We start from the raw sequence: 17,615 nt of genomic DNA on the forward strand, positions 1-17,615 counted from the left end.
CGCAGTGCACGGCGTCCACCGGCCCAGCCCGGTCACAGTCCGCCAGCCTCAGCCAAATATAGTGAACCCATGACTCCCACGGAATCCAACGACGTTTCAGGCAACGGCGAAGCCAAAGGTACCTCGGTCATTGTCAACGCCATCGCGGTCCTGCGGAGTTTCAGTGCAGAAGAGCCGCTATTGGGGGTCACTGAAATCGCAGGGCGCATTGGCCTGCACAAGAGCACAGTTTCCCGCATCCTGGCGACCTTGGAGCAAGAGCATTTGGTGGAGCGCGACGTCGATACGCGCAGGTTCCGCTTGGGGTTGGGAATGATCGCCATGGCGGGCCCACTCCTGGCGGAACTCGAAGAGCGGCGCGTGGCGTATCCGGTACTACGGGAACTGACCGAGCGCACGGGGGAGACCAGCGCGCTCATGGTCTGGAACGGCACCGAATCCATGAGTGTGGAGCAGATCCCCAGCCGGCACCAGGTCAAGCACCTGGCCCCTTTGGGAGTCCGTTACAACGAGGCACTCAGCTCATCCGTTCAGGTCTTCCTTGCCGCGGAGGACAAGGATCGTGTCCGTAATCTCCTCCGAAGTGGTGCGATCACTCTTCCTGGCCTCGATGAGGAAGCCATGGAGGCGTACTTGCAGCGGCTGGAGGATTCCACGAAGCGCGGCTGGGCAGTGAACTTTGGCGAGACGTCCATCGAAGAAGTGGGGGTGGCCTCTCCTGTCTATGACCACAGGGGAAACATCGTGGCGTCCGTACTCATTCCCGCACCCAAGTTCAGGGTCTCGCAGGACACACTTACCAGCCTTGGCGAAGCTTGTGCCGACGCCGCGGCCAAGGTCACCACACGCCTTGGTGGCCGAGCTCCGCGCTGAGCTGCAGGACGCGCAAGCCACAAGAAGCCGCTGGCCCAGAGGATGAATCTTCTGGCCCGCAGGTGGAGATCGGCTGCTGGATACGTCATTTGGCCCAGAACCGTGTTCCAGCGTGGATAGTCTGGCTGGCATGGAAAGAACACTGAAGGTATTCCGGCGTTGGGGCGCCCCTGCGGCGGCCGTGATCTTCTTCGTGCTGTGGTGCGTGGGGGAAGCCGGCCGGATGGGGCCGTGGCCGGGCTTTTATTGGCCAGGTGCTGTCCCGCTGGTCCTGATGACTCTGAGCATCGCCCTCGCGGGCAGGAAACCCTTCGTTTCTCTAGGGCTAACCGGTGGTCTGCTGCTCGGACAACTTGTGCACGTCTTACCGGCGATGGCCGCGAACCATTGGGCCATCTACCTCGGATCGTCCATTTCCTTGGCCTTCATTATGTGGACGGGCACCAAGAAGCAGAGAATTTGGTCGGCTGCGGTCAATGTCCTCTTTGCAGCAGTCATGACTTTCATGATGATTTCCTGGCGGTACGGCGGCGGCGTGGGATGGTTCATGCCGCTCTATTCAGGCGATGCTTCTGCACTGCGGATCTACGGTTGGCAATTGCTCAGCACCCTGATGCTCATAGCGGCAGCCTGCGGCACGTTGGGCATTCTGGTGGCCCTGTATGAGGACCGGCGAACCCTGTCCCAAGCCCAGGCCGTGGCCGAAGCGAGCCTGAAAGAGACGGAAATCGAACTCATCGTGGAGCAGGAGCGCAGCAGGATCGCGCGGGACCTCCACGATGTGTTGGCTCATTCCTTAGCGGTTATTACTGCCCAAGCTGATGGGACGCGTTACCTCAGCCAAAACCAACCCAAGGTGGTACTTGAAGCACTGGAAAACATTGCTGGATCGGCAAGACACGCCTTGGTGGACGCGCAGCGGGTTATAGAAGGAGTAAGGGGAGATGGCCTGGTTGCCCCTCAACCGCGACTGGATGACTTGGCGGCATTGATCGATCAGATGCGTCGCGGCAGCTTGAAGATCCAGCTTAGCGAATCGGGCCAGACCGTGGAACTTGGTGCTGGGCAGGAACTTGCTGTCTTCCGGATCATTCAGGAATGCCTCACGAACGCGCTCAAGCATGCCGGTAGCGGGGCAGCGGTTCGTCTGCATCTGGATTGGAGCGGGCCGGGCTTGACCCTGCACGCTGCTTCCCTGCTCACGGCGTCCGCTCCATTGGGGGGAGCGGACGCCGGAGATCAGGTTGAGCGAGTCGGTCGCGGCATCCCGGGGATGCGTGAGCGCGCCCATCTCGCTGGCGGTTGGCTGACGGCAGGACCCGATGGCGAACATTTCCGAGTCACTGCTTTCATCCCTTACGGGACACGCCATGGAATCTCGGCGCAGGAAGCGTCAGAGACGGAATCCGACATCAAAGTTCTCGAACCCGCAGGCGTCCTTGCTGTTCCGGAGGCCGCTGAGCGTGGCTGACTCGTCCGCACTTATTACCGTCGCCTTGGTGGACGACCAACCCCTCTTTCGCGCTGGAATCCGAATGCTGGTGGAGAGCCAACCCGACATGACGTTGGCTTGGGAAGCGTCTGATGGCAAACAAGCCGTGGAATGCGCAGCCGAACAGCCGCCGGACGCCATCCTCATGGACCTGCGGATGCCGGAAATGGACGGCGTCACCGCAACCCGCCTGATCATCGAGTTGGCGCAGCAGCGGGGTTCCGACCAACCCAAGATCATTGCGTTGACCACCTTTAACCGTGATCACGCTGTCGTGGAGGCCGTTCAGGCAGGCGCAAGTGGGTACCTGCTCAAGAGCGCTGAGCCGGAGTTTCTGTTGGCCGCCATTCGCACAGTCCATTCCGGCTATTCCGTGATCGCTCCCGGCTCTGTCCACGATCTCTTCCAGCATGCCGCCCGGACGGTGCAGGTTGCGGGCCCCAATCTCTCTGTTTTGGAACCATTATCGGCTCGGGAGAGGGATGTTTTCCTGCTCGCGGCAAAGGGTTTGGGCAATGGCGAGATGGCGGAGAGCTTGTTTGTCTCCGAAGCTACTGTGAAGAGCCATCTGCGAAGCGTGCTGACGAAGCTTGGTGCCCGGACGCGTCTCCAGTTAGTGGCGTTCGCCTATGAAAACAGGTTGCTCGGCTAACATGCGCGAGGATCACCGAGATGGCACTTAAGACCAATCGCAGGCCCAAACATTGGGGTCAAATGCCAACTCGGCGCGGAAAGGCGGGACAAAAATAACGGCGACCGTCCCCACTAAGGGGCCGACCGCCGTCGTTCGTTGAGCCGACGTCCGCGACGTTACATCCTCCGCCGTGCCGTCATTGTCTCGTCCATGGCATCCCTGCCCAGCCAAGCACCCAGACCGATCATGGCCACGCCAAGAACAAAGTGCAGCCAGTTGTCAGCGGTGTTGAACGGAACAAAGTTGGCGCCCGTTTCCTGGTTGATGATCAGGCCGTAGATCCAAAGAACGAGATATACGGCGCCGCCACCAATGAGGAAGAGGCGAGCCATGCGTCCTGTCCTGGCCATGGCCAAACCGGCCACGCCAAACAGCAGGTGGACGATGTTGTGGAGAATGGATACTTGGAACACTCCAAGCAGCATGGCGCCGGATTCATGTCCCGCGAAGGTCATGGCGCCGTAATTGGTGGTGATACCCGGGATAAAGCCCAGGACGCCTACCAGCAGAAAAACAATGCCAACGCCCATGGCGGTGTTGTGAAGCGACAACCCCATCGCATGATGGTGTTCGGTGGGGTGCGAAGCGGTGGTCATGAAGTCCTCCCTTTCACGCTGTTACACGGCTCTTCTCATGGAGAACCGTCCCGCGGCAAGGGGTGTCGGAAAACCTTGCCGACGCCGCCATAATACTCCTGAAATGCCTCCGATAGCAGGGGAATGGCCACTTGGTGCCAGTTAGCATGGGTTCATGAGCCAGGCTCCCAACGGCGACTTCCAATCGGTCTTCCATGACACCCGGGATCTCACTCCCTTCCGCGAAGGATACGTGCGCACAACGGTCCGCGGATTGGCCGACGGCGTAGGTGAGGTGCTCTCCGGTGTCCTGAGTGGCCGCGATCCTGCCCGACTTTCTGTGCTGGGCGATGTCCCACGGTTGAAGCGCCTGTCCACCAAGCAGGCCAAGGCAATGCATGAGGCAGTTTTCACCTCAACTGAGCCTGAGCGGCTTATCTCCTTGGGCCGGCTCTACCCGGGGTGGGCAGGCTTGTGCTACGTAATGGCGGGACTATTGGCGTACAAGCATGGCGGCTATCTGCGGGCATCGGAGTTGTTGCGGCGCGGCTTAACAACAAGGATCGACGACGACGCGAGCCAGTTCTCGGCTATCTACCTGGGGCAGGTGGTCACCAGGGTTGAGGTGGCCGAACGCATTGAAGTCCCGGTTTTGTTCAGCGAGGAGTCTGTGTTCCTGGCGCTGGCACATTGCCTTCGGGAAATGGGAATGGTCGAGTCGGCGTTGGAAGCAGTAGTGGGTTTGCCGCCTTCGTTGCCTTCAGCCCTGGCGCGCTGCACCGCAGCGTTTGCGCTGGGCCGGCACCGCGACGTGGTGATGTGCACAGAGGGTTTGTTGAATACGGATGACCTCTCGGCAGCCTTGCTTCTGATCCGGGCTCGATCGCAACGGGCGCGTGGCGATTTTGAATCGGCCCAGGCAGCGCTGAAAGAGGTCCTTCGCAGGAGGAAGACCAGCCTGGCATTGCGCAATGATGCCCTCACGGATCGTGCCCTTCTAGCCCTGGACCAGGGCCGACGGACGCTGACTCCCCGTTCCAAGCGACCCGCCCCGCCGGCAGAGCTGGAGACCCTGGAAGTGATCCGCAAGGATGCAGAGATGCGTCGTTTGTGGGAGAACGACTTCAGGGAGCTCAGCGGGGAATAGGGCATGTGCAGGCGCCGATGCAAGCGTAATCTTGTAATCAACCAAGTGATTGATAAAGCATTTGGCTGACAAAGGAAAGGTCGCGCAGGGTTATGGATCCCGATGCTTTGGACAAGGCGTTCATGGCCCTTGCTGATCCCGTCAGACGGGGAATCGTTGCCCGGCTGGCACGGGGAGAGGCAACTGTCAATGAACTGGCAGAGCCCTTCGCGATCACCAAGCAGGCAGTTTCAAAACACATCCAGGTCCTCGAGCATGCAGGATTGGTGACCCGCTCCCGCGATGCCCAACGCAGGCCAGTGCACCTGGACGCAGCCGCCCTCGAAGAGCTGACGGCATGGATAGACCAATATCGACTGATCGCCGAGCGTCGCTTCCGGCAACTCGACGAACTCCTGGCCGAATCCGGCCCCGGGATCCCCCAGGGGTCACAACAAAAACAAGAAGAGGAATTGAAATGAGCAATCCAACGGCAATCACTGCTGATGACGGCGTTCCGTTCGTCGATACCGTCCGCGAATTCGATGCGCCGGTCAGCGCAGTGTTCAAGGCACATGTGGACCCGGATCTCCTGGCTAAGTGGCTTGGTCCACGGGACGCCAAGCTCAATGTCACCGAATACAACGCCACCACCGGCGGCAGCTGGCGCTATGAAAGTGGCGACGATAACGGGATGTTCGGATTCCGCGGGGTCTTCCACACCGTGGACACCGACGAGCTGATCATCATGACCTTCGAATTCGACGGCGCCCCGGGCCAGGTGGGCATCAGCACCACTAGGTTCGAGGAAACGGACGGGCGCACCAGAATCGTCGTCCGCGAGGTCTACCCTTCGGTGGAAGCGCGTGACATGGCGCTTGCCACAGGCATGAATTATGGCGTAATCGAAGGGTACGAGCGCCTGGATGAGGTTCTTGCCGCTTAGCCGCGCACCACGATGGGAAGGATCTGCTCCGTCAACAGCACTGCTCCCAGCCCAACCATGATGATCCCGCTGGCCAGCGTCACCACGCGCGCGGCGCCCGGACGTGAAGCGAGCAGCTTCCGCGAGGTCAATGCCACCCCGGTGTACACCAGGCCGGCGAGGATCACGAACGTTAGCCCTAGCAACCCGGACTGAACAGCGACAGGAAGCGCGGCTTCAGGGCTGACGAACTGCGGTACCAGCGCCACAAAGAACAGCAGGCCTTTGGGGTTGATCCCGCTGGTGCCCATGCCTTGGAAGAACGTACGGAGCTGGTTTCCGGACTGCACGACGGCGCCTTCCGCACTAAAGCTGGCCCCTCGCCATGAGCGGATGGTCACGAAGCCGAGCCACAACAGGTAGGCGGCGCCGGCAATCGTGAGCCAGCCAAGCAGGCCCGGGACTCCCGCCAACAAGGCTGCCAGTCCTGCCGTCATCAGCACGGTGTGAATCACATAGCCGCTGCACAATCCCGCGACAGCAGGCACGAAGCTGCGCTGACGAAGTCCGGCTGAAATCGAGTAAGCCCAATCGACGCCGGGTGTGCAGGCCAAAGAGACTGCAACGAGCATGAAGGCGAGGAACAGCTGTGGGTTCACGATCTCTCCAGGGATGTAGTGGGTAGGAAAACTCTAGGGAAAATCGCCCCATAAGTGTTCCCCGATTTATCCCTGAAACCGCCTATTTGGGTAAGATTATTGCGTGATTGACCATATTGATAAGAATATTTTGCGCCACCTCCAAGAGGACGGTCGAATGACAGCCACTGCCTTGGCGTCGAAGGTGGGATTGACGGTGGCCCCGTGTCATCGAAGACTCCGGGATCTGGAGTCCTCCGGGGTTATTCGGGGCTACCGCGCGGACATCGATCCAGCAGCAGTGGGGCTCGGATTTGAGGCGATAGTGTTCGTCACCCTTCGCCAGGTGGAGCGCACCATCATGGCGGAGTTCGAGGAACGTGTGACCGCGAGCCCGAACATCGTTGAGGCGCAGCGACTCTTCGGCTCTCCCGACTATTTGTTGAAGGTCATCGCGGCTGACCTACCTGCCTATCAGCGCTTCTATGACGACGTACTCGCAGCCCTTCCGGCTGTTGAGCGTCTCACGTCGACTTTGGTGATGAAGAACCTGAAGACCAACATTGGGCCGCCGGTTTAAGCAGCATTCCTTCTAGGGCGCTATTCCTTCAGCAGCCCGGTAGTCCGGTAGGGAATCACTTCGCGTAGGAACATGCTGGTGGACGTGCGCACGATTCCCGGGCACAGCCTGATTTCCTCCGAGACGCGGTAGAGGTCGTCCGGGCTCTTGGCTACCACCCTGATGATGAGGTCGGTATCGCCGGCAGGAGCGTGGCATTCGAGTACCTCAGGGATCTCGCGGAGCGCGGCGATGGCTTCATTGAGGTGGCTTTGGTCGAGTTCGGCGCTCACAGCAGCCGCGACACCCCGCCCAAGTGCCGAGGGCAGCACGCGGCTGCTGTTGGGGCGCAATGCTCCCGACGCCGTCATCCGCTCCAGGCGCGACTGGACCGTGCCGCGCGCCAGGTGCAGTTTCTGGGCAAGGACCATGATGGGGACGCGGGGATCCTCATCAAGGGCGGCGATGATCCTGCGGTCCGTCGTGTCGAGTTCCTGCAAAATGACCACTTCCTGTCTGCAATTTCAACTCTGATTAGTCAGATCGACCACTCAATGCCACGTCTGTTGCACCAACTGTATGCGTACTGCTGAAATGGTGACAACGAAGCAGGGCGAGGCTACCGCCGGATCCCGCAGGCAGCAGGCACCTGGAACACCACCCGGACCCCTGTACAGGTTTCCCGCAAGGAAGCAGCCGCTGATTGACTCTTGTTCACAGCATTGTCATTCTGCACCCGCCCGTCCTGACGGGCAGCACAGCAAGAGCCCCTGAGCCACCGGATCGTTGCGGTAGCTGAGGGGCTCTTGTGTTGTGTGCCGACGCATAGGCTTGGACCATGACGTCTGCAGGCCGCTTCGCCCCGAGCCCTTCCGGGGAATTGCATGTAGGCAATCTCCGCACGGCGATCCTCGCTTGGCTCTTCGCTAAATCGACTGGCCGCGACTTCCTGCTGCGTGTTGAGGACCTGGACCGGGCGCGGTCCGGCGCGGAAGCGGAGCAGCCCCGCGACCTGGAGGCCATCGGCGTCAGCTGGGACGCCGCCGTCGTACGTCAGACTGAACGCGGAGCGCTGTATGAGGAAGCGATCAGCCGCCTGACTGCCGAGGGCCGCACCTACGAGTGCTTCTGCACCCGCCGCGAAATCCAGGAGGCGCCCTCGGCCCCGCACTCTCCACAAGGCGCCTATCCAGGTACGTGCCGGAGGCTGTCCGAGGCCGAGCGCGAGATCCGCCGGGCGTCGCGTCCGGCATCAATCCGCCTCCGATCGGACCCCGCTGAGTGGGCTGTTGAGGACCAGTTGCACGGCCCCTACGTGGGTGTGGTGGACGACTTTGTGCTGCGGCGCAACGATGGCGTCACGGCCTACAACCTGGCCGTTGTAGTAGACGATGCCGCCCAGGGAATCGACCAGGTGGTCCGCGGTGACGACCTCCTTCCGTCCACTCCTCGGCAGGCGTACTTGGCCACCCTGTTGGGCTTGCCAGTCCCGGAATATGCCCACGTTCCGCTGGTGGTAAACCACGACGGCGTGAGGCTGGCAAAGCGCGACGGTGCAGTAACGCTGGGCGACCTCGCCGCCGTCGGAGTTTCAGCGGAGCGTGTACGCGACTTCCTCCTTGAATCGTTGGGATTACCGGCAGGACCCTTGCAGGATGCAGTGTCGGAATTCGACCCTAGAAGGCTGCCGAGGGAGCCTTGGGTGTGGAAAACTCCGAGGGGGTGAGTGCGGGCCAAGTAGGCTGTCTGGATGCATTCACAGGTGATCGCCCCAGGTTTCGAATCCGTAGCCGAGCTGTTCAGTAGGTTCCTCGAACGAGACCCTGAATATTCCGCCCAAGTGGCGGCGTACCATCGGGGCGTCAAAGTGCTGGATCTCAGCGGCGGGCCTCACATCCGTCCTGATTCAGTCACGGGTGTTTTCTCGTGCTCCAAGGGCATGGCCGGCCTTGTCATAGCTCTGCTGGTTCAAGACGGCGAACTGGATCTCGACGCGGAAGTGGTCAAATATTGGCCGGAGTTCGGTGCCGAAGGAAAGGCCTCCATCACTGTTTCCCAACTCCTTTCGCACCAGGCCGGACTGTTGGGCGTCGAGGGAGGCGTGAGCCTTGAGGAAGTCAACAATTCCGAACTCGCGGCCGCGAAGCTCGCCAAACTTCCCCCGCTGTGGAAGCCGGGTGCGGCGTTCGGTTATCACGCCCTGACGATCGGCATTTTCATGGAGGAGCTGTGCCGGCGAGTCACGGGTTCCACGGTCCAGGAGGTCTTCGAACATCGCATCCGATCCGTGACGGGTGCCCACTTCTACCTTGGCCTACCGGATGCTGAGGAAGAACGCTTCGCGCCTTTCCGCTGGGCGGCAGATCCCACGTGGCCCTGGGTGGACCCCGCCAGCCATTTCGGCTTGTCGGCCAACGCTGCAGAGGGCGACATCCTCGATCTTCCGAACATCCGCGAGGTCCGCGCCGCCGGTATGAGCTCGGTAGCGGGCGTTTCCAGCGCTGAGGGCATGGCCAGGATCTACGCTGCAGCGGCGACAGGGTTGGCGACCGGCGGCCAGGCCGCCGTCGCACCCCTCCTGACGGAGGAGACCATCCGCAGGGTTTCCGCTGAGCAGGTGTTTGGGATCGATCGCGTCTTCGGCGAGACCGGCTGCTTTGGCACGGTTTTCATGAAGTCGCACAGCCGGATGCCGTTCGGCAGCTACCGCGCGTTCGGGCACGACGGCGCCAGCGCGTCTTTGGGGTTCGCGGACCCGGTGTATGAACTTGGCTTTGGATACGTTCCGCAACAGGCCGAGCCCGGAGGAATTGGTTGCCACAATCTCCTGCTCAGTTCAGCCGTGCGAGAGGCGGTTGCAGGGCTCTCGGCGTAGTCCCGCGAGTGCCTTGGCTTCTGGTTAGGAGTCCGCTGTCTGTGAGAGCTGCGCGGCTGGAACTCCCGCTGCCATGCCCGCCCACAGGGTGTCAGTGGTGGCAGCAACGACGTCCTCAACACTGTTGCCGTCCAACTGCTTGCCTGCCGCCAGGAGCGCGGCGCCATGCAAGCTCACGAAGCACACCATGGCCAGGGTTTCTGTGTCGCCCGGGGCCAAGGCTCCGTCATCCTGTGCCTCTGCAATGAGGGCGCGGGCCACGTGGATCCCTTGCTCGCCGATGTTCCGCAACTCCGTGCTGGACCCGGGGTGATGCTTGGTGGAGTACATGACGGTCAAAAGCGCCGGGTGGGAGACCGCGAAGTCCACATAGGCGGTGGCCACGCTGGCAAAGCGCTGACGAAGGTCATCTCCGGCATGGGCAGCCGCGAGTATGCGCTGGTTCATCAGCTCAAAGCCAGCCAACGCCAAGGCGTCGATGAGGGCTTGCTTGTCGCGGAAATGTTTGGCCGGCGCACCGTGGCTGACATTAAGGTCCCGGGCCAATTGCCTCAGGGAGAGTCCGTCGACGCCGGCTTGCTCAATGGTTTCCATAGCGCGCTCCAGTAGAGCCTCTCGCAGCTTGCCATGGTGATAGGGCTGGTCCGTCATACCTCAAGTCTAACTGAAAGTAGTCATTGACAACAATGTAGACAGTGCCTACGATGTTGGCATTGACTACATCGAGTCGACGGGATTCATCCGGCGTCGGCGTTTACAGATTGGAATTGCCATGACCATGACCTATTCGGGTACTACTGCATTGATCACAGGCGCAAGCTCCGGGCTTGGCGCTGAATTCGCAAGCCGCTTCGCCGCCCGAGGTTCCAACTTGATCCTCGTGGCCCGCCGCGCAGATCGCCTTGAAGAACTGGCCGGGAAATTGCGCGCCGAGCACGGCGTAGCCGTCACCGTGCTTCCCATGGACTTGGGCCGTCCTGGTGTTGGCAAGGAACTCGTGGACGAAATGACCAAGCGCGGAATCACCGTGGACACCCTCATCAACAATGCAGGCTTCGGAACCCGCGCCGCCTTGGTGGAGGAAGACCCTGAGGTCATCGCTTCCGAGATCGCACTCAATGTAGCTGCCTTGGTGGATATCACCCGGGCCTTCCTGCCGGGCATGCTCTCCTCGGGCAAGGGTGCGCTGGTGAATGTCGCCAGCACCGCCGCGTTCCAGCCGATCCCTGGCATGGCCGTCTACGGGGCCACCAAGGCGTTCGTCCTCAGCTTCACCGAGGCCGTTGCCCACGAAGCCAAGAGCTCGGGACTGCGTGTGCTTGCCCTCTGCCCGGGCGCCACCCGCACCGAGTTTTTCGATGTCCTCGGCAGCGAATCCGCGGCAGTCGGGCGGATGCAAACCTCAGCGCAGGTTGTGCAAACAGCGCTCAAGGCGCTGGACCGGTCCGGAACGCCGGCAAGTGTTGTGTCCGGCTGGGCCAACCGCATCGCCGCCGGTCTCGCGCAGCGAGTGCCGAGGGCGCTCGCTGTGGGCATCGCCGCCCGTGCTGTTCAGGAGTAGTCGCTGTTCAGGAGTTGAGTAGTACCAGGGCAGGAATAGCGCCTGTGCAGGAGTGGTTACGGTGCCCGGATAGGCGGCGCGCACGACTTTGCGGCTAGCCTGAAGAAAGGTCCGATCCCTGTTCGGTGCCTACATCAATCCGGAGGCCAGCATGACCGAACCACGCTTCACCGTCGAGACGGCGAAGATACTCGCCGAGGTGGCCCACAACCGCCAAAAGGACAAGCTCAAGCGCCCTTATCGGGAGCATGTCCTGGCGGTGGGGGACGCGCTCGCCGACTTTGACGAGGACATCCAGATTGCGGGCTACCTTCACGACATCGCCGAGGACACTCCCATCACGAGGCAAGCCTTGTTGGATATGGGGGTATCCGAGCGCGCCCTTGCCATCATCGAACGTGTCACGCGCCGCTTCCACGACGACCCCGACGACTACGAGGCAGGGATCAGGTTTGTGGCCGAAGACCACGACGCCACCTTGGTCAAAATCGCCGATAATGCCCACAATTCCTTGCCGGAACGCGTACAGGCGCTGGCGGAGAAATGGCCCGACAAGCCGCCCATGACCCGCTACGCCGACGCCCGACCAGTGCTTTACAACGCCGTGCCGCGAGAAGAAGTGGAGTTGATCCTGCAGAGGGTAAACCCGTATCTACTTCCGGAGCTCGACGACATCGTTCCTGACTAAGCCTGCCCTGAGTAGCCACGACGGGTCAGCCCTCCAGTAGGCGCCGACGATGTTTGAGCTCCTTGATCCATTCCTTGGTTTGCCTTGCCGCGAACGGTGAGGCGCCGCCGTCGAGGTCGCTGATCAAGGAGCCAGTTGACTTGAGGGCGATGTCCACTGAATGGTGGGCCGCCCGTTCAGTCAGCCCAAGCTTCGCGGCCCAGGCGAGGAAGTGCTTGCGTGAGATGCCGGTCTTCTTCCCGCCGACGGCCAAAGCCAGCGTCTTGTCGCCGTAGACCACTGTGGAGGGAATGTCGTAGACCGGGGCGATGGTGAATTCGCGGACGCCAAGAACTCCAGGCGCCTCCACCATGGAAACGTTCTTGGCGTGCAGGTCCCCGTTCCCCGTCAGCCAGGCAAACGCGAGTTGGATGACCAGATTGCGCACTGCTGGAAGGCGTGCAGGGCAATGCCCGGCCAGCGCTGAACAGACTTCGCTGAACGGAACGCTGTATTTGTCCGCCGGGTACAGCCCAAGGATCTGGGCGCCGTCCTCCACAGCCAGACGCAGAGGCGAGCCGTCGGGGGCGGTGACCCGGTCAAAACGCTCCACCAGAAGCCCCGCCCGGCCGCCGACGTCGTGCACCAACTGCACGTTGCTCACCGGAATCCGCAGCCGTCGCGCATAACGGAACATCAGGAACTCGTTTTCCACAACTGATGGGAACTCCGGAGCGTTGAGCTTAAGGATGTAGCGCTTGCCCGCCTGCGCCACGGGGAGGGAAATCATTCCGGCAGATAACTTGTCCTGCACACCCGCCAACGCTACGGGATCGATCAATCCGGAATCGCCCAGCAACGCATCAAAGTCCAGGGGTAGTTTTGAGTCAAGCACGACGGCGGTGCCCCCTTCCGCCAGAGCCTCGCCGTGCGGGACCGTCTGGACATCGCCCACTGCATCGCCGCCCGCCGCCATGAGGAGGGCGAGTTCGTCGTCCGCGCTCGCCTTGACGCTGCGTCGTAGCGAGTTGAGCCGCCGGCCCTCAGGCAGCAGGCCGGTGAAGTAGGGCGGCACTGCACCGCTGGGCGTGAAAACGGGCTCGGGACTCACGGGGAGTGTCGTTGCCACGGCGGGTAGGCCGGCGTCGAGGTACCGCTGGAGGTAGCTGAACTTGGTGCCGCCCTCTTGGCGTTCGAGGCGCGCCGCCAGGATGCCCTGCTTGTAGACGTCGGCGATGCGGTGGAAGGTCATGGTGCTGACTCAGAAGCTATCTCAGAAGCCGCGGGCAGGCCAGCTTGACGGAGGGAAAGTTCCAGGCCGAGGGTGTCGAGTACGGCCAAAAGTGGCTCAAGCTGGACTGTGCTCTTGCCTGTTTCCACGAATCGGACGAACCGCTCCGAGACACCTGCGAGATCGGCGAGGTCCTGTTGGCTCAGGCTCAACGAGGCACGGCGGGCTCGCACTTCAGAACCCAAAGTTGCCATGAGGCCGTTGACTGGCATGAGGTCCTCCCGCTTGCGGTGAATCGGCACGAACGTACCGATTCCCCTAGTTTGCCCTGCGAGAATGGAGCAAATCAAGGCATTTCGTTGAACAACCGGCACGAACGTACCGGCCTAGAAAGCGAGCTTAGCCCGCCGCCGCCTCCAGTCGACGCAACGCTGCTGCCCGGCCCTTGTGTCCTTGGCGTTCATCGAAAACGATCGAGAGGCCGAGCACCAGCATCATTTCCAGCATGCAGACAGGCACGGATGCGCCCGCGGCCGCCATGGCGATACTCGCGGCGAGGCCAAGCACTACCGAGGTAGTGCCCCAAAGGTGGCTGCGCTCCAGCCCAAGCATGATGCCGTAAAGGGTGCTGAGCGAGACCTTGAACAGGATGACCGGAATGGCGATCGAGGCAACTGCGGCGGCCGCCGGGATGTGGGCTTCATCATCAATGAAGTAGGCGGCAACGTGAAGTCCGGCGCCGGTGGCGGCGATGGCTGCGAAAAGGGGGAGGTGCCCGTATCCGAATATCCATGAGCGGTGCCGTTGCACGTGGAGGGCCGGGCCCGAGGGCAGGATGAAGTAAATCCACCACAGGGCAAAGGCCAGCCCTGTCCCGCTCAAACCAACCAGCGCAGCATCCAACGTCCAGCCGTGGAGGGCAACGATCGCGCGCAGCGTTTCAATCGCGCCGATCAAACATTCGCCCAACGCAATGATGGCCAGGAGCCCGTAGCGTTCTGCGATGTGATGGGCGTGCCACGGGGTGCGGATGTTCCGTTCCGCGAAGTACGGCGCCGCCATCTCCAGGATGAACAACGGGGCTGCCATGAGGAAGGTGGTGGCCACGCTCGCATCGATCAAAAGGACCCCCACCCAGCCGACTTGCACCACTGCAACGTACTTTGCATACCGCAAGCACGTTTCACGGCGTGCAGGGTCCTGGCGGGCAGCGCGCAGCCACTGGAAGATCAGCGCCACTCGCATGATGATGTAGCCGAGCACCATGGCCACGTTGTCAACGTGCTTGCCTTCGATGATCGAGTGGAACAACGGCTCTATGCCCATGGCCAGGATGAGCACTCCCACCATTTGGACCATGGTGACCACGCGGAACACCCAGTCGTCGGTGTCATAGGCGCTGGCGAACCACGTGAAATTGATCCACGCCCAAATAGTTGCGAACATGGCGAACGCGAATGCCAGGAGCCCCGGCCAGAAATGTGCCTCCGCCACAGCATGGGCGAATTGGCTACCGGCGACCCCGAAGGCAATGACAAACGTCAGGTCGAAGAACAGCTCCAGCGGAGTGGCCGTGCGATGCTTCTCGTGAGGATCGCGGCCGCCCATCCGGGACAGCGCGTGGCGCAGGGGATTTGTGGACATGGGTCAAAGATTACCGGTGCACCTGTTCCCGCGGATGGAACCCTTACACGCGGCCCAGCACATCGATGTCTTCGAGGAACTCCTGGTACACCTCGTCACTCACGGTCGTGCGGGTATCGGCGATGGCGTCGAGGTAGTCCTGTGTGACCGGGCCCTTCCGTCCGTTCGACGAAACTGTGGACGACGCTCCCGAAGTAGCGGCGTCGTCGTACACTGCTTTTTCCAAGGCACGCTGTGAGGCGCTGCGTGCCGCGAACTCGATGTCCGCCGGCGAGAAGCCCTGGGTGCGCTCCACCAACTGAGCGATGTCGACGTCGTCCACCACGGTGGCGGGGATGAACCGCTGCCACATTGCCTCTCGGGCGTGGACGTCCGGCAGGCCGATGGGGATGACGTAATCGAACCGGCCGTGGCGCAGGAAGGCTGTGTCCAGGGCGCGGATGAAGTTGGTGGCGCAGACCAGGAGACGGCCGGGCTGTTCGCGGAATGCCGGGATGATCTTGAGGAGTTCGTTGGTGACGCCCTGCAACGGCGACGGCGGATCGCCCGCGCGCTGCGAGGCGATCTCCTCCACTTCGTCGATGAACACCACGGCGTGTTCCAGCTCGGCGATTTCCAGGAATGTCTCCCGCAGCGCCCCGGCCAGGCCCTTGGGGTCTGACGCCAGGCGGGACGGGAACACCTCCACGAACGGCCACTCGAGCCGCGACGCTATGGCCTTGGCGAACGTGGTCTTCCCCGTGCCCGGAGGACCAAAAAGCACGACGGCGCGCGGCGGCACCACACCGTACTCGTCGGCGAGGTCGGCCTCAGCCAGCGGGAGAACCAGACGGCGTTCCAACAGTTCCTTCTCGCGCTTCATGCCCGCCACGTTTTCCCACAGGTCACGGGCCAGGATCCGGCCACCCAGCAAGCTAAGGGGTTCCAGTTCCTGGCGTTGCACGGGGATGGTCCGCTCGAAGTAGCGCAGGTTCTTCTTCACCACAAAGCCGCGGCCAAGGAACGCTTCCACGCGCGTCTCGGTTTCCGGCATGAGCGCAGAGAGCTTGTTGAGTCCGTGCGGAGCCATGCGATTCTCGACGGCGGACAGCAGAGAAGTGCCAATGCCCCTGCCGCGGAACTCCGTCAGTGTCGCGAGGAAAACGACCCAGCCTTGGTCATGGGCCGCACGCCCAACGGCGGCGCCAACTACTTGGTCGCCCTGGACCGCCACCACTGCGTGGTCCTTTTCGCACGAGGCAAGGACCTCAGAGAGTGCGTACACGGGCTCTACACCATCAGCCTTGAGTGACTCCCAGAGGTGCAGGATGCCGTCAAGATCGGACGAATGGAAGTCCCTGATACGCCAGTTGGTCATGGGGTTTCTCCTGGGTGTGCTTGGTGGATCGCCGTTGATTCCTTGGAGTTGAGCATAGGCGAACCACCCGCCCGGAACGTTGCGGGCCCGTTGCGTTACGGAGCAACCCACGACGGCGGCCTGTCGGCACCCGCTTTCGTCCCGGCGTCGGGCGTGCCACCTAGGATGGGCGCAACAGACCAGTGTGGCGCGCGTTGCGAGGGAGAATCGTGGGCTTGTTTTTTGGGAGATCATTCTTGAAAGGCGGCGCGGCCGGCGTGCTGGCTGCCTTGCTTATCGGCACGTCCTTGGCGCCAGCGGCGAACGCTGTCGATGCCGACGACCTTGTCATTTATGGCCCCAACATTGTGGGTGCGGCGCTCTCCGTCGAGCGAGCCTACGACTACTTCATTGCATGCGATCCAAACCCGCAGGTGAACTACACCGTCCAGTGGCTGCGGGACGGTAAGCCGGTGGGGCCCAGTCCTGGGTATTCCACAGCGCTCCATGCACTGACCACTGATGATGTTGGATCCAGGATCTCGGTGGTTGTCAGCGGTGCTCAGGAGTGCCCGCCCGTTCGGGTGGACGATCCAAGGGTGATCCGGAAAGAACCGTCACGGGCCGAGGGCTTCACGGGCCGGGGTGCCTTTGAATTGGAGGCCCGCCGCTCGGATGGGGTGCTGTTTTCGTATCTGGGCCAGGACGCGTCGCAAGGCTGGAAGAGCGTCCTGCGAATCGGGCCGGGCTGGGAGTCCTTTACGAGAATTATCGCCCCAGGAGACATCACCGCGGACGGCCTCAACGACATCCTGGCTACGGACCTCTCAGGCGCCCTCGTTCAGTACGAAGGTTATGGTGACGGCGCGTTCACCACCCACTATCGAAATGTCGTCGGCTCAGGATGGAATGCGATGGATAAGGTGGTGGGTCCCGGGGATTTCGATGGAAATGGACTGAACGACCTTTTGGCGAGCGACGCCAAGGGAGACCTCTATCTATACCCCAGGGTTGACAGAAGCTCGTGGAGTCCGCGGGTAAAAGTCGGCCAAGGCTGGGGCACCATGGACTTGATTTTCGCGCCGGGAGACTTCAACGGTGACGGCAACGTAGATGTCATGGCGAAGGACAAGGACGGTCGGCTGTTCCTGTATGGCGGCAATGGCCGCGGCGGATGGATCACGCCGAGGCAGGTAGGGCAAGGCTGGAATGCCTTGTCCAAAATCGGAAGTGTCGGGGATTTCAACCACGATGGGTTCAGTGATGTCCACGGCGTAAATGCTGCCGGTGATCTGTTGATGTACTACGGCGATGGTCGTGGCGGGTGGAAAGGCGTGGAGACAGTGGGCCGCGGCTGGGGCGGTTTCAACGGGCTCTACTAAGGAAGCTGTTCGGCTGTAGTTGCAAGAGCTGGGAGAA

Annotated in this window: 20 protein-coding genes; 12 read left to right on the plus strand and 8 right to left on the minus strand. The window is 61.8% G+C overall.

The genetic code is table 11. The features are described from left to right. Positions 1 to 69: 69 nt before the first annotated feature. The 3 genes from AB4Z15_RS19540 to AB4Z15_RS19550 all read left to right on the plus strand — a co-directional run bounded on the left by AB4Z15_RS19540 (position 70) and on the right by AB4Z15_RS19550 (position 3,017). Positions 70 to 873, plus strand: a complete 804-nt coding sequence (locus tag AB4Z15_RS19540) for an IclR family transcriptional regulator (protein WP_442018592.1) — start codon at positions 70 to 72, stop codon at positions 871 to 873. A 130-nt stretch (positions 874 to 1,003) separates the two neighbouring features. Continuing rightward, complete coding sequence (locus AB4Z15_RS19545) at positions 1,004 to 2,344, plus strand: sensor histidine kinase (RefSeq protein ID WP_442018593.1); 1,341 nt, start codon at positions 1,004 to 1,006, stop codon at positions 2,342 to 2,344. Next, complete coding sequence (locus tag AB4Z15_RS19550) at positions 2,337 to 3,017, plus strand: response regulator (RefSeq protein WP_442018594.1); 681 nt, start codon at positions 2,337 to 2,339, stop codon at positions 3,015 to 3,017. The genes AB4Z15_RS19545 and AB4Z15_RS19550 overlap by 8 nt, the downstream gene beginning before the upstream one ends. 158 nt (positions 3,018 to 3,175) lie before the next feature. On the opposite strand, the gene AB4Z15_RS19555 is transcribed toward AB4Z15_RS19550, so the two are convergent. Further along, positions 3,176 to 3,655: a DUF4383 domain-containing protein gene (locus AB4Z15_RS19555; protein ID WP_442018595.1), complete on the minus strand. Its 480-nt coding sequence runs from the start codon at positions 3,653 to 3,655 to the stop codon at positions 3,176 to 3,178. 154 nt (positions 3,656 to 3,809) lie between these two features. On the opposite strand from AB4Z15_RS19555, the gene AB4Z15_RS19560 reads away from it, so the two are divergent. The 3 genes from AB4Z15_RS19560 to AB4Z15_RS19570 all read left to right on the plus strand — a co-directional run bounded on the left by AB4Z15_RS19560 (position 3,810) and on the right by AB4Z15_RS19570 (position 5,706). Next, on the plus strand, positions 3,810 to 4,781 hold the full coding sequence (locus AB4Z15_RS19560) for a hypothetical protein (RefSeq protein WP_442018596.1): 972 nt from the start codon (positions 3,810 to 3,812) through the stop codon (positions 4,779 to 4,781). Between the two features lie 92 nt (positions 4,782 to 4,873). After that, positions 4,874 to 5,242 (plus strand): ArsR/SmtB family transcription factor, encoded by a 369-nt coding sequence (locus AB4Z15_RS19565; protein ID WP_442018597.1) that lies wholly within the window; start codon positions 4,874 to 4,876, stop codon positions 5,240 to 5,242. Continuing rightward, a complete protein-coding gene (locus AB4Z15_RS19570) occupies positions 5,239 to 5,706 on the plus strand; it encodes an SRPBCC family protein (RefSeq protein ID WP_442018598.1) in 468 nt (155 codons plus the stop codon). Before AB4Z15_RS19565 ends, AB4Z15_RS19570 begins: the two co-directional genes overlap by 4 nt. Here AB4Z15_RS19570 and AB4Z15_RS19575 read toward each other — a convergent pair. Next, complete coding sequence (locus tag AB4Z15_RS19575) at positions 5,703 to 6,344, minus strand: LysE family translocator (RefSeq protein ID WP_442006822.1); 642 nt, start codon at positions 6,342 to 6,344, stop codon at positions 5,703 to 5,705. The two genes, AB4Z15_RS19570 and AB4Z15_RS19575, sit on opposite strands and share 4 nt — an antisense overlap. A gap of 103 nt (positions 6,345 to 6,447) precedes the next feature. Between AB4Z15_RS19575 and AB4Z15_RS19580 the strand changes: the two genes are divergently transcribed. Continuing rightward, positions 6,448 to 6,903, plus strand: coding sequence for an Lrp/AsnC family transcriptional regulator (locus tag AB4Z15_RS19580; RefSeq protein ID WP_442006821.1), 456 nt, complete (start codon positions 6,448 to 6,450; stop codon positions 6,901 to 6,903). A 20-nt stretch (positions 6,904 to 6,923) separates the two neighbouring features. Here AB4Z15_RS19580 and AB4Z15_RS19585 read toward each other — a convergent pair whose 3' ends face one another. Beyond that, entirely contained in the window at positions 6,924 to 7,382 is a 459-nt protein-coding gene (locus AB4Z15_RS19585) for an Lrp/AsnC family transcriptional regulator (RefSeq protein ID WP_442018628.1), read from the minus strand. Positions 7,383 to 7,720: 338 nt separating this feature from the next. Between AB4Z15_RS19585 and gluQRS the strand changes: the two genes are divergently transcribed. Both gluQRS and AB4Z15_RS19595 read left to right on the plus strand, forming a co-directional pair. Then, the gene (gene gluQRS, locus AB4Z15_RS19590) at positions 7,721 to 8,608 is read left to right on the plus strand and encodes a tRNA glutamyl-Q(34) synthetase GluQRS (RefSeq protein WP_442018599.1); all 888 of its coding nucleotides are present in this window, start codon (positions 7,721 to 7,723) and stop codon (positions 8,606 to 8,608) included. A 24-nt stretch (positions 8,609 to 8,632) separates the two neighbouring features. Beyond that, the gene (locus AB4Z15_RS19595) at positions 8,633 to 9,757 is read left to right on the plus strand and encodes a serine hydrolase domain-containing protein (protein ID WP_442018600.1); all 1,125 of its coding nucleotides are present in this window, start codon (positions 8,633 to 8,635) and stop codon (positions 9,755 to 9,757) included. A gap of 24 nt (positions 9,758 to 9,781) precedes the next feature. Here AB4Z15_RS19595 and AB4Z15_RS19600 read toward each other — a convergent pair whose 3' ends face one another. After that, positions 9,782 to 10,408, minus strand: coding sequence for a TetR/AcrR family transcriptional regulator (locus AB4Z15_RS19600; protein ID WP_442018601.1), 627 nt, complete (start codon positions 10,406 to 10,408; stop codon positions 9,782 to 9,784). Between the two features lie 121 nt (positions 10,409 to 10,529). On the opposite strand from AB4Z15_RS19600, the gene AB4Z15_RS19605 reads away from it, so the two are divergent. Beyond that, on the plus strand, positions 10,530 to 11,318 hold the full coding sequence (locus AB4Z15_RS19605) for an SDR family NAD(P)-dependent oxidoreductase (protein WP_442018602.1): 789 nt from the start codon (positions 10,530 to 10,532) through the stop codon (positions 11,316 to 11,318). Positions 11,319 to 11,469: 151 nt separating this feature from the next. Beyond that, a complete protein-coding gene (locus tag AB4Z15_RS19610) occupies positions 11,470 to 12,006 on the plus strand; it encodes an HD domain-containing protein (protein WP_442018603.1) in 537 nt (178 codons plus the stop codon). A 25-nt stretch (positions 12,007 to 12,031) separates the two neighbouring features. Here the strand turns inward: AB4Z15_RS19610 and AB4Z15_RS19615 are convergent, their stop codons facing one another. The 4 genes from AB4Z15_RS19615 to AB4Z15_RS19630 form a co-directional block, all read right to left on the minus strand. Further along, positions 12,032 to 13,237, minus strand: coding sequence for a type II toxin-antitoxin system HipA family toxin (locus AB4Z15_RS19615; protein WP_442018604.1), 1,206 nt, complete (start codon positions 13,235 to 13,237; stop codon positions 12,032 to 12,034). Further along, positions 13,234 to 13,488: a helix-turn-helix transcriptional regulator gene (locus AB4Z15_RS19620; RefSeq protein WP_442018605.1), complete on the minus strand. Its 255-nt coding sequence runs from the start codon at positions 13,486 to 13,488 to the stop codon at positions 13,234 to 13,236. The genes AB4Z15_RS19615 and AB4Z15_RS19620 overlap by 4 nt, the downstream gene beginning before the upstream one ends. A gap of 127 nt (positions 13,489 to 13,615) precedes the next feature. Beyond that, complete coding sequence (locus tag AB4Z15_RS19625; protein WP_442018606.1) at positions 13,616 to 14,860, minus strand: low temperature requirement protein A; 1,245 nt, start codon at positions 14,858 to 14,860, stop codon at positions 13,616 to 13,618. Positions 14,861 to 14,903: 43 nt separating this feature from the next. Beyond that, entirely contained in the window at positions 14,904 to 16,217 is a 1,314-nt protein-coding gene (locus AB4Z15_RS19630) for an ATP-binding protein (RefSeq protein ID WP_442006812.1), read from the minus strand. Between the two features lie 236 nt (positions 16,218 to 16,453). Here AB4Z15_RS19630 and AB4Z15_RS19635 point away from each other — a divergent pair, with 236 nt between their 5' ends. Continuing rightward, entirely contained in the window at positions 16,454 to 17,578 is a 1,125-nt protein-coding gene (locus AB4Z15_RS19635; protein WP_442018607.1) for an FG-GAP repeat domain-containing protein, read from the plus strand. Positions 17,579 to 17,615 lie beyond the last annotated feature (37 nt).

This window comes from Paenarthrobacter sp. 2TAF44, assembly GCF_052114885.1.
GTDB lineage: Bacteria > Actinomycetota > Actinomycetes > Actinomycetales > Micrococcaceae > Arthrobacter.

Coding starts and splice junctions, on each gene's coding strand:
- AB4Z15_RS19570 (WP_442018598.1), top strand. CDS start 5,239: ATGAGCAATCCAACGGCAATCACTGCTGATGACGGCGTTCCGTTCGTC.
- AB4Z15_RS19560 (WP_442018596.1), top strand. CDS start 3,810: ATGAGCCAGGCTCCCAACGGCGACTTCCAATCGGTCTTCCATGACACC.
- AB4Z15_RS19595 (WP_442018600.1), top strand. CDS start 8,633: ATGCATTCACAGGTGATCGCCCCAGGTTTCGAATCCGTAGCCGAGCTG.
- AB4Z15_RS19540 (WP_442018592.1), top strand. CDS start 70: ATGACTCCCACGGAATCCAACGACGTTTCAGGCAACGGCGAAGCCAAA.
- AB4Z15_RS19630 (WP_442006812.1), bottom strand. CDS start 16,217: ATGACCAACTGGCGTATCAGGGACTTCCATTCGTCCGATCTTGACGGC.
- AB4Z15_RS19600 (WP_442018601.1), bottom strand. CDS start 10,408: ATGACGGACCAGCCCTATCACCATGGCAAGCTGCGAGAGGCTCTACTG.
- AB4Z15_RS19555 (WP_442018595.1), bottom strand. CDS start 3,655: ATGACCACCGCTTCGCACCCCACCGAACACCATCATGCGATGGGGTTG.
- gluQRS (WP_442018599.1), top strand. CDS start 7,721: ATGACGTCTGCAGGCCGCTTCGCCCCGAGCCCTTCCGGGGAATTGCAT.
- AB4Z15_RS19625 (WP_442018606.1), bottom strand. CDS start 14,860: ATGTCCACAAATCCCCTGCGCCACGCGCTGTCCCGGATGGGCGGCCGC.
- AB4Z15_RS19545 (WP_442018593.1), top strand. CDS start 1,004: ATGGAAAGAACACTGAAGGTATTCCGGCGTTGGGGCGCCCCTGCGGCG.
- AB4Z15_RS19610 (WP_442018603.1), top strand. CDS start 11,470: ATGACCGAACCACGCTTCACCGTCGAGACGGCGAAGATACTCGCCGAG.
- AB4Z15_RS19615 (WP_442018604.1), bottom strand. CDS start 13,237: ATGACCTTCCACCGCATCGCCGACGTCTACAAGCAGGGCATCCTGGCG.
- AB4Z15_RS19565 (WP_442018597.1), top strand. CDS start 4,874: ATGGATCCCGATGCTTTGGACAAGGCGTTCATGGCCCTTGCTGATCCC.
- AB4Z15_RS19620 (WP_442018605.1), bottom strand. CDS start 13,488: ATGCCAGTCAACGGCCTCATGGCAACTTTGGGTTCTGAAGTGCGAGCC.
- AB4Z15_RS19605 (WP_442018602.1), top strand. CDS start 10,530: ATGACCATGACCTATTCGGGTACTACTGCATTGATCACAGGCGCAAGC.